General features: G+C 56.9%; 11 protein-coding genes (1 of these 11 only partly in view). All 11 read right to left on the reverse strand.

Annotation, left to right across the window (positions count from 1 at the left end; translation table 11 throughout):
* Nucleotides 1-90 precede the first annotated feature (90 nt).
* Nucleotides 91-462 (reverse strand): iron-sulfur cluster insertion protein ErpA, encoded by a 372-nt coding sequence (erpA, locus tag PJU76_RS12305; protein ID WP_064218115.1) that lies wholly within the window; start codon nucleotides 460-462, stop codon nucleotides 91-93.
* A gap of 154 nt (nucleotides 463-616) precedes the next feature.
* Entirely contained in the window at nucleotides 617-3553 is a 2937-nt protein-coding gene (locus PJU76_RS12310) for an FAD-dependent oxidoreductase (protein ID WP_271779753.1), read from the reverse strand.
* A 104-nt stretch (nucleotides 3554-3657) separates the two neighbouring features.
* On the reverse strand, nucleotides 3658-4638 hold the full coding sequence (locus PJU76_RS12315) for an alpha-ketoacid dehydrogenase subunit beta (RefSeq protein WP_215880083.1): 981 nt from the start codon (nucleotides 4636-4638) through the stop codon (nucleotides 3658-3660).
* On the reverse strand, nucleotides 4626-5612 hold the full coding sequence (gene pdhA, locus PJU76_RS12320) for a pyruvate dehydrogenase (acetyl-transferring) E1 component subunit alpha (RefSeq protein ID WP_271779754.1): 987 nt from the start codon (nucleotides 5610-5612) through the stop codon (nucleotides 4626-4628). The genes PJU76_RS12315 and pdhA overlap by 13 nt, the downstream gene beginning before the upstream one ends.
* A 488-nt stretch (nucleotides 5613-6100) precedes the next feature.
* Entirely contained in the window at nucleotides 6101-7048 is a 948-nt protein-coding gene (locus PJU76_RS12325) for an outer membrane beta-barrel protein (RefSeq protein ID WP_334212464.1), read from the reverse strand.
* Nucleotides 7049-7539: 491 nt separating this feature from the next.
* Nucleotides 7540-7863 carry a hypothetical protein gene (locus tag PJU76_RS12330; RefSeq protein WP_271779755.1) on the reverse strand — a complete coding sequence of 108 codons (324 nt, stop codon included), beginning with the start codon at nucleotides 7861-7863 and terminating at the stop codon, nucleotides 7540-7542.
* A gap of 254 nt (nucleotides 7864-8117) precedes the next feature.
* Entirely contained in the window at nucleotides 8118-9152 is a 1035-nt protein-coding gene (gene argC, locus PJU76_RS12335) for an N-acetyl-gamma-glutamyl-phosphate reductase (RefSeq protein ID WP_271779756.1), read from the reverse strand.
* Nucleotides 9153-9230: 78 nt separating this feature from the next.
* Nucleotides 9231-9617, reverse strand: coding sequence for a 30S ribosomal protein S9 (rpsI, locus tag PJU76_RS12340; RefSeq protein ID WP_014030394.1), 387 nt, complete (start codon nucleotides 9615-9617; stop codon nucleotides 9231-9233).
* Between the two features lie 12 nt (nucleotides 9618-9629).
* Nucleotides 9630-10058: a 50S ribosomal protein L13 gene (gene rplM / locus PJU76_RS12345; protein ID WP_271779757.1), complete on the reverse strand. Its 429-nt coding sequence runs from the start codon at nucleotides 10056-10058 to the stop codon at nucleotides 9630-9632.
* Nucleotides 10059-10349: 291 nt separating this feature from the next.
* On the reverse strand, nucleotides 10350-10562 hold the full coding sequence (locus PJU76_RS12350; RefSeq protein WP_064218109.1) for a YgaP family membrane protein: 213 nt from the start codon (nucleotides 10560-10562) through the stop codon (nucleotides 10350-10352).
* An 86-nt stretch (nucleotides 10563-10648) separates the two neighbouring features.
* A protein-coding gene (locus PJU76_RS12355; RefSeq protein ID WP_271779758.1) for a nitroreductase family protein crosses the window boundary here: on the reverse strand, nucleotides 10649-10686 show its 3' end. It continues 562 nt past the right edge of the window; the window shows 38 of its 600 coding nt (coding positions 563-600); its start codon lies off the right edge, out of view; its stop codon occupies nucleotides 10649-10651.

Below are 10686 nucleotides of genomic sequence, written 5' to 3' on the forward strand. Positions count from 1 at the left end.
CACGGATCATCCGACCATCATAACCTGCCCGCAAAATAAAGGGGAGGCCATCGGCCTCCCCTTGGGGCACATCAGTACCATATCCGGCAATCAAGCCGAGAAAGAAGACCCACAACCACAGGTCGTTGTCGCGTTGGGGTTTTTAATGACGAACTGCGCGCCTTCCAGTCCCTCGCTGTAGTCAATCTCTGCACCTACCAGATACTGGTAGCTCATGGGATCAATCAGCAGGCTCACGCCAAATTGCTGCACTTCCGTATCGCCTTCATTCATATTCTCATCGAAAGTAAAACCGTACTGAAAGCCGGAACAACCGCCACCTGTCACAAAGACACGCAGCTTCAAACCTTCAGTACCTTCTTCTTCGACCAACGAAGCAATCTTGTCCGCTGCATTTTGTGTCAGGGTCATAAGCGGAGGAATGGAATCCAGATTGGTCATTGTTTCGGTTGCTGTGCTCATCGTGCATCACTCCATGCGCCGCAGCGCTTCATCCAGTGGATACCCGAGTATTTTGCTCGCTTTTACGCGCAGACGTCAAGCCGCGCCAGAGGCCTCGTTGACACCCACCCTGTGCCGGGATATCCGGGGGCAAAGTACCACTGCCAACCACAGATCAGCCACCTGCCTTGGCGGAGCGGCGCAGACGGGATAACAGACGCCGCGCCATTTCGCCGAAGAGTTCAGTCTGCGTTGGATGCGGATGAATGGCCTCGGCCACCTGCTCCAGCGTCAGACCAGCGCTCACCATCAGCACCGCCTCGCCCACCAGGGTATCCGCATGATCGGCCAGGAAGTGTACACCAACGATGCGATGACTCACCTTGTCGGCGACCATTTTGATCAGACCATCCGTCTCACCGGTCATCATCGCCTTGGCATCGATGCTCATCGGCACCTTGACCTCGACGGCACCAATACCAGCGGCCTTCGCCTGTTCCAGGGACAAACCGACAAAGGCGCATTGCGGTCGGGTGAAAGTCACACCACAGTCCTTCGCCGCATCGTAGCGAACGCTGTTGTGGCCCAGCAAATTGGCCGCCGCAATTCGCCCCTGTTGACTCGCCGTGTGGGCCAGCATGTAACCGCCAATTACGTCACCCACAGCATAAATATGGGATACATTGCTACGTCCAGTCGCATCCGTAGCGATGGCAGCCCGCTCACCGAGGGTTACGCCGGCCGCCGCAAGGTTCAGACCACTGGTATCCGGACGCTTGCCGGTCGCCACCAGCAGCAAATCACAGTTGTAAATCGCTGCCTCTTCACCGATCTGATATCGAACGGCTAACTGACCGAGCTGCCCCGTGACACCCGCCACTTTGACGTCGGTCAACACCTGCAAGCGCGGACTGTTGTGGGCGATGGCCTTCATCAACTGTTCCGCGATCTCCTTTTCCATCTCCGCCACCGGCCGCGGCAAGGCTTCCAACACCCGCACTTCGGCGCCAAAGTCATGGAACATCTGCGCCATTTCCATGCCGATGGCTCCCGCTCCGATGACGCAGAGGCGTTTGGGGGGCTGCTTCAAGTCCCAGACCGTATCAGAAGTCACGGCGGCACCACTTTTTAACGCTTCCTGAATACCGGGAATCGGCGGCACAAAGGCCGGAGCACCCGTAGCGATGACACAAGCGCCAAAAGTCAGGGTTCGCGCATCTTTACCGCTGATCTCGACATTATGATCGCCGGTGAAGCGGGCGTAGCCTTCCAGTACCTGAATCTTCATGCCCTGATCGGTTTTTAGGGCCATTTCCCCGCGCGTCTGGAGAATACCACGGCGATGCTGCTCCAGTCGCACCCAATCCAAACTGGGCTTGCCAAAGCCAAGGCCCATGGCGGCATCATGCTCACGATCTCGGATACGGTCTGCGGCGGCGCGCCAAGCTTTGGAGGGGATACAGCCGCGCCAGAGACATTCGCCACCAGGCAAAGGCGCGTTGTTAACCATTGCGGTCTTGACACCGTTCTCCACCAACTCGCGGGCACAGTCTTCACCACCAGGGCCCGCACCGATGACCAACACCTGCACATCATAATTCCCTTCAGGAATCACCGGCCCCGTGCTGGCCAGCCAAGCCTCCGGATGCTCGATCGCCTGTTTCAGATCTTTGAGAAACAGGGCCGCCTCGGCGCCGTTCACCACCCGATGATCCGCAGTAATGGTGATGGGCATACCTTCGGGGCCGTTGCCGGCAATAGCAATGATGGCTGACGTGCCCGGAGTGACGATCGCATCGAACTGGGCGATGCCATACATGCCCATGTTGGAGATAGTGAAGGTGGGATGGGTGTATTCGGGCGGGCTGAGACGACGTTTGCGCGCCTTCTCCAGCAGCGGGGTCCATTCTGCTTGCAACTGATCAAGACCCTTGCCTTCTACCCCACGTAGCACCGGCACCACCAACCCGCCATCTTCCGTGGTCGCGGCAATACCGATGTCATGCTGGCCACGTTCGACAATTTTATCCGTAGGCTGATAGGCGGCGTTCACCAAGGGATGCTTGCCCAGCGCCTGTGAAGCGGCCTTGGCGATAGCCACAGTGACGGAAATCTGGTGTGCCTTGGCCGCGCGGATCAAGGCCTCAGGCCTGACCCGCACCGTGACATGGAAAACCGGGATACTCAGGGAGGCAACCATCGCCTGACTGATGGCTCTTTCGATGGCCGTCATGGCGCGGCCGTTGCCGGGCACAGCAGGCTCACTGGGACGGGTGGATGCGGCTGGTGCCGTATCGCCACCAGCCGCGAGGACGTCGGCGGCGACAATCACGCCGGCTGGACCACTGCCACGCAGCCTGTTGAGATCCACCCCCTGCTGACCCGCCAACTGCCGAGCAAAAGGGCTGGCCGCGCCCTGCTGCGGGCGCGGCGCCGGATGCGTGCCCGACACCAGAGCAGGCATGGTGGCGATCACGGGCGTTGCGGGGCTATGCACGGAACTGACTTTGCCCGCCATACCGGTGCTGGCTGCTGCGCTGTCGCGCTGCACCTGCTCCGGTGATGCCACCAGCCAAGCGATAGGCTCGCCTACCGGCACTACCGCATCCACCGCCACCAACGGACCGGAAAGGTAACCTTCACGAAAAACCTCCACATCCATGATGGCCTTGTCCGTTTCCACCGTCGCCACCACATCCCCACGCTGGATTTTGTCACCCAGAGATTTTTCCCAGGACACCAGCACGCCCTCGGTCATGGTATCGGAGAGCTGCGGCATTTTCACCGCATAGCCCTCAGGGAGGGATGCCGCGGCGGGCGCCGGCTCTGGTGTGTCGGCAGCAGCAGGCGCCACTACCGTCGCCACCGCACTATCGGTGATGTAGCCGATAGCCTCGCCCACCGGGAGGACACTGTCGGCCTCGGCCAGAGGCCCGGCCAGATAACCCGAGCGGAACACCTCCACATCCATAATGGCTTTATCCGTTTCTATCGTCGCCACCACATCGCCGCGCTCCACCCGTGCGCCCACGGCCTTCTCCCAGGAAACGAGCACACCCTCCGTCATGGTGTCGGTAAGTTGCGGCATCTTGATGACGTAAGGTTCAGCCATGTTTCACCATTATTCATTCAAATCGAGATTGAGAGGGGGGTCGTGTCGCCGTTCGCCGAACGAGCCACGATCAACCAACCACCAGAACAGGTCGCCGGATACTACTACCGACCCAGCATTTTCCGCACAGCGGCGACCACATCCCCGGCATTGGGAATCGCCGCTTTTTCCAAGCGACGATTATAAGGAATGGGCACATCCAGGGCATGCACTCGCACTGGTGCAGCATCGAGATCGAAAAAACATTCCTCATTGACGATTGCGATCACCTCAGAACCTACGCCTACAGGCGCCTCGTCTTCTTCGACAATAATGGCGCGATGCGTCTTGTGTACGCTGGCCGCGATACCAGCCCGATCCATGGGCTTGAGTGCCCGCAGATCGATGACTTCGGCATCAATACCATGTTCCTGCGCCAGTTGCTGTGCTGCCTCCAGCGCCCAATGCACGCTGATGTTGTAGGCAAAAATGCTGACATCTTTACCGGGCCGCATCACTTCCACCCCTTCCAGCGGGGTAAAGAACTCCGTATCCGGTATCTCGCCCTTGAGGTTGTACATACTTTCGTGCTCAATGATCACCACCGGATCATCGCAACGCACGGCGCTTTTCAGCAGGCCGTAGGCGTCGCGCGGCGTTGCCGGAGTCACCACCCGCAGGCCGGAAATACCCATGAAGACTTTCTCCATGCGCGCCGAATGCTGGGCACCCAACTGATGTGCCGTGCCGCCCGGCACCCGCATCACAAAGGGACAGCGGATACGACCACCGGACATATAATGGATTTTCGCGGCGTTGTTCATGAGCTGATCCATGGCGAGCCAAGCGAAATTGACACTCATAATTTCGACGATGGGACGGGCCCCGATCATGGCCGCACCGACACCGATGCCCGTGTAGCTGTTTTCGGAGATGGGGGTATCGACTACCCGCTGCTCGCCGTACTTGGCGAAGAGACCGCTGGTCGCCTTGTAGGTGCCGCCAGCGACGCCAATATCCTCACCCATGGCAAAGACCAGCGGGTCCCGCGCCATTTCCTCATCGTGGGCGCGCAGAATACCCTGCCAATACATCATTTCAGCCATGGCTGCTTGCCTCCTTCTGTATACACATAACGGGCAACGTCCTCGACGCGCGGCTCCGGACTCTCGGTGGCAAAACGCACGATCTCGTTCTCGATTTCATCCTGAATGGCCGCGTCCATGGCGTGGAACATATCCACGCTGAGCACGCCGGCCTCTATCAAGCGACGTTTATAAATACCAATAGGATCGCGCAGTGCCCATTCTTCCACCTCTTCTTTGGAGCGGTAAGCACCGGAATCTGACATGGAATGACCGCGCAGACGGTAGGTCATCAATTCCAGAAAGTAGGGCTTACGCTTTTCACGCACATGCTGCACCGCCTTTTCGGCGTGGGCCATGACCACATCGATATCCTGACCGTCGCACTGCGCCGCCTCCATGCCATAAGAGACCACACGCTTGTATTGATTAATTTCCACCGTCGAACGTTCGATGGCGGTGCCGATGCCATACAGATTGTTTTCACAGATAAAGAGCACCGGCAGATTCCACAGGCTCGCCATGTTCATGGTCTCATGGAAAGTACCCTGATTGTTGGCACCATCACCCAGGAAACAGATGGAGATTTCGTCGCTGCCACGCAACTGAATCGCCTTAGCGAAACCAGCGGCTAGCGGAAAGGGCCCACCGACCAGCGCGTAGCCACCCATGAAATGCACATCAGGATCAAAGAGATGCATGGAGCCACCGCGGCCCTTGGAGCAGCCCGTTTCCTTGCCAAAGAGCTCTGCCATCAACACCTTGGGATCCATCCCCGACTTCAGTGCATGAATGTGGTCGCGATAACCGGTCACCACATAGTCCGAACCAGTGCGGGCCTTTTCCAGCACACCGATGGCACAGGCTTCCTGACCAGGATAAAGATGCAAAAAACCGCCGATCTGGCGTTCGTGATAGGCTTCCGCGCAACGTTCCTCGAAACGGCGGGCAAAAAGCATTTCACGCAACAGGCGCTTCTGGTCCGTGGCGTCCATGGTCCTCCAAGCAAAAAATGGACCTCATCGGCTGGGATGCAGGTCGCGAGTGAATATTGAGAGCAAAGTTTTGGGAATGATGGCCCAGGCCATGGCAAAACGTCAAGAGTGCTTGCATATGAAACACCATCGCGCCCGCAGCAGGGACGATCCCTAACTTAAATTGGAACCCGGCTTATAGCAGAAGGGAACAATATTTGGAATGATGCACAAAAAATGGGCGGGAGGGCCGCCCATGAATATTGCTAGAGGAGGGTACATAAGTATAGCAAGCTCACTACAACATAAATTTAGCAAAGTTCATGCCAATATGCAGAACCAGAAAAATAAAGGGTTAGCCACCCACGGCCGGCAACAATTGCCCCAATATGGCGCAAACACGCCCGAGCACGCACCTCCAGGACGCACAAAACCCGCCCTACTTCTACGGCGGGTTTTCTTGGCGAGCCCACCCCGATAGTCTCGGGGTGTCAATCACAAAACAGGACTCAGAACATGAAGCCAGTCTCTAACATACCGCGAAGCTGAGTGGTGTTCGTGCCGCCAGACAGCCCCAATCCGGCAGGAGCAGACGCCGCAACATAAGAGAGATCCGCCCGCGCGAAGAAGCCGCCATCCTGGTAAGTTGGGGTCAGCGTGATGGACCAAGCGTGGGAATCAGCAGGCAAGTCCGTCAAGGTCGATGCTACGCTGGTGCTATTAAGCATTTCCCCCGGTTTTCCACCAACGCCCAAATATTCTACGCGGCCGGCCAGAGACACAGTATTGGTAAAACTGTAATTAGCCAGCACGGACGCCCCGTAATTGGAAAAAGCGTGGGGAATAGACAATCGGATGGATTTCGGCGTGTGCATATATTGCATATAGGGCTCAATCATCCACGGTCCGGCACTGTAAACATACTCCACACCATAGATGGCGCTAGAGGTTCCTGTCGGTGAGTAAGCGGCAGCCGTGAAAGGCTGACGTACCTTACCGAGCGGCCCTTCTGCATAAAAACTCACGGTATTGGAACCATTGATGGCATAGCTCAGCAATCCACTCATGACGTTATAACGATTGGAGTAATAACCGTCATTCAAGGAAACTGAGGCGCTGATAGGACCCTTACTGGCGTTAAACTGAACGCCACGACTGACAATCGGCTCGACATCCCACAGCAGGCCACGTGCGATATTGATATTCTGGTAGGTAAAACCACCCTCGGCGCCAATAAGCGTAGGGAGTTTGCCAACCTCCACAGAGTAATCAGAAGAAGGTGCGTACTTTAAGTAGGCGACGGGCATGGCACCGAAATCGTTAATGTTGCTCGTGGAGGAAGGGATAGCAGCCGCCAGCGTGGGGAAGCTGTAGGCACCCGCCTGGATATAAAACTGCAGGGGGCCGGTATTCTTTATGAATAATGACCATTCCGTTAGTAATATCAGCGCCAACATGCTTAGCGCCCATAGTGCCGGCTGCACCCTGTGGAAAATCCTGATAAAAAGCCATACCACTGGCAATACCCTGCACATCCAGCTTACCAAGAGGGCCAGCACTGAAGGTCAGCGGGGCGGGCATAGACAGGGGACTAGCCTGAGCTACCCCGGCGATCATCGGGAGGCTTAGGGCGGTGGCGGCAAGTACCGATCTGCGCAAAGAGCGGGAAGCATGGTTAGCGTTGTGGTGCAACATAACGACTCCTTCAGTTTGTATGAAAAAATTAACCACTGTTGCTAAAAGGCAAACATCATGCCATCGGCAACATGGTCCAATAATGTTCACTCTATCCATACAAAACAAGGGGCCAATTATAAATTTTCAGCCGGGCATCCTGGCCCGACCGCACCATAATGGTGCGTTTAGCACCAAATCAACGCACGCTGTGAACCTCCGTATCAGAACCACCCCATCCTATGCTGGGCAATCCACCGCAGCATCCAGCGTCTCAGTCATCATCATGCCGCCAGCGTCCGGCCCAAGGCGGCGGCCCTCGACGTTCCCATCGTCCGGGGCCATAGACTCGCGCGGGTCGCGCCGCCACGTAGTAACCCGGCGGGGACGGCGGGTAATAGACCGGGGGAGGAGGCGGCGCATAATAACCCGGTGCATTACCGAGGAACACACTCAATCCCGGAATAACAAGCCCCAGAGACGGCCCATCATCCGCCCATGCGGCGGCTGGTGCGCAGGCCAAGCCGCAAGCGAACATCACACGGCTGGCAAACGTCAGCCAGCGTGGACGGCCAGTGAATGCCAATGGCTTAATCATAAAAAACTCCTTGTCTTTAGTTAAACGAATCCACTGCAAACAGGCATCGGTTAAGGACCGTATGCCACCTTCCAGATAGGATGCCCAAATGAAATAGCACAAATGATGCCAAAATTATTTTCTATTATTTTCAGGTTGTTACATAATTTAAGCTGTAGAAAAATGGCTACAGCATTTGCACACAAATACAACATTAATATTGTTTTCAGCATATTACGCTGTCGCCCATCCATCCGAAGGACTTTTGAATGGCGTTACGGCAATAGCGCGACATGGGCCAGCCCCAAATCTTCCGGCAGCGAAAACATGCGGTTCATGTTTTGCACGGCCTGCCCTGCGGCCCCTTTAACAAGATTATCAATAACTGAGAGAATAACCACTTGTCCCGGTCGTGGCTGATGCAAGGCTATGCGGCAAACGTTGGCACCACGCACAGAGCGGGTGGCGGGATGACTGCCGAAGGGCATCACATCCACAAAGGGCTCGCCAGCATAGCGGCGCGCATAGAGCTCCTGCAATGCCGTGTCACGCATGGGTCGACGTAAGCGTCCATAGAGGGTGGCATGGATACCGCGGATCATGGGCATAAGGTGCGGGGTGAACTGCGTTTCCAATTCTGTGCCACTGATTGCTGAAAGCACCGCCTCGATTTCCGGCCGGTGCCTATGACCGCTCACGCCATAAGCGCTGACGCTGTCTGCCGCTTCAGGAAGCAACAAACCAACCTTAGCGCTGCGACCCGCGCCGCTGACCCCCGATTTACAGTCCGCGATCAGCAGCTCTTCGTTCAGCAAACCAGCCGCCAACAGCGGCGCAAAACCGAGGATAACCGCCGTCGGATAACAGCCTGGATTGGCCACCAGCCGCGCTTCACTGACCTGCGCCCGGTAGTATTCGGGCAAACCATAACAGGCTTCGGCCAGCGCCGCGGGCGCACGATGCACCATACCGTACCACCGGGCAAAAACCTCCGTATCTGACAGGCGGAAATCGGCCCCCAGATCAATGACCCGCACGTCCTTGGCCAAGAGCTCCGGGGCACGGTCCATCGCCACCCCATGGGGTGTCGCAAAAAAGACGACGTCCAGTTGACCCAGCAGCGCGGGATCTGGCGTGGTGTAGCACAGATCACAGTGGCCACGCAGATTAGGAAAATGTTCGTCCACGCGCTGCCCGGCCTCGGCACGGGAGGTAATGACCGTCACCTCGACTTCCGGATGCGGTAGCAGCAAACGGAGCAATTCCACCCCGGTGTACCCCGTACCACCGACAATGCCCGCATGAATCATACTTCCCTCCACATGACCTTAAGCTGCAACGGAAAAAGCCGCCCGAAGGCGGCTTGCTTTCCAGTCTGAAGCGCGTGATTAACGCTTGGAGAACTGGTGGCTACGCCGGGCCTTATGCTTGCCGACCTTCTTGCGCTCCACTTCGCGAGCATCGCGGGTAACAAAACCCGCCGTGCGCAGAGGTCGCCGCAAGGTTTCATCATAAACCATAAGGGCGCGGGTGATACCATGGCGGATGGCACCGGCCTGACCGCTGGCTCCACCGCCACTGACGTTGACCAGAATGTCGAACTGACCACCGTGACCAGTCAATTCCAGAGGTTGCATGACCACCATGCGCGAGGTTTCGCGGCCGAAGTAATCTTCCAAGGTGCGCTTGTTGATGACGATTTTGCCGGAGCCACGGCGCAAATACACGCGGGCTGTTGCACTTTTACGCCGACCGGTACCGTAATATTGTTCCATTAAGTCTTCGCCTTAAACGTTCAGGGGCTGCGGCTGCTGCGCCGAATGAGGATGCTCGGAGCCGGTGTAGACCTTGAGCTTCTTGAACATCGCCCGACCCAGCGGATTCTTGGGCAACATACCCTTGACCGCGAGTTCGATGATCCGCTCCGGGTGCGTCTCCATCATCTTCTCGAAGGAAGCACTCTTCAGGTTGCCGACGTAGCCGGTGTGATGGTAATAAATTTTGTCTTTGGCCTTGTTGCCCGTGACCGCGATCTTGTCGGCATTGATGACGACAATGTAATCGCCGGTGTCGGCATGGGGCGTGTACTCGGGCTTATGCTTGCCACGCAAACGTTTGGCCAGCTCTGCAGAGAGACGGCCCAGAACTTTATTGGTGGCATCCACCACGAACCAGTCCCCTTGCACTTCATGAGACTTGGCAGAATAGGTCTTCATCACACAACTCCGGCTTCGGATTTTTCACTGAGGGGCGGAAGATTAGCGACGATAGGGGCGGATGTCAAGGTGTTTGCGGACTCTCAGACAATTCTGCGTATCAGCCGCTTCCGAAGCACCGATGAAACCGAGAATGGCTGGCCGCGCATCCCCCTTGGCTTGCGCACGGAGCACCACGCGCTTGGGCTTCCGGCCGCCCCACTGAAGTATATCCAGCGGCGTAACCACCAGAAAAAGGCTCGGCCGCCGCCGTGCCTTTCTACGCAGTGCCCGGAAACAGCACTCAGAGGATCAGGATTTTGCTCGTGGCTTCATCGGGCAGGTCTTGATGCCCAGCAAAGGATACAGCGCGCAGAAACCGGTGAGCCCGGTAATCAGTGGCACCAAACCCACCAACGCCCACCATTTGTTCGCGCCCGGCAGAAAAACTGCCAGCGCTATAATAATGGCCAAACCTACAATCACGCGGATAATCCGGTCCGCAGTCCCTTCGTTGACAGGCATTCTTCACTCTCCCGCAGGTGGTCACCCGCTCGCTATGATGAGCTACGAGTATAGAGCATTTCCCATCTCGACGAATTGCCGAGGGCTCAAAAATGATCGATATATACCAGTTTCTCCACAGGCT

It is taken from the genome of Acidithiobacillus ferriphilus (assembly GCF_028215975.1).
Lineage (GTDB): Bacteria > Pseudomonadota > Gammaproteobacteria > Acidithiobacillales > Acidithiobacillaceae > Acidithiobacillus > Acidithiobacillus ferriphilus.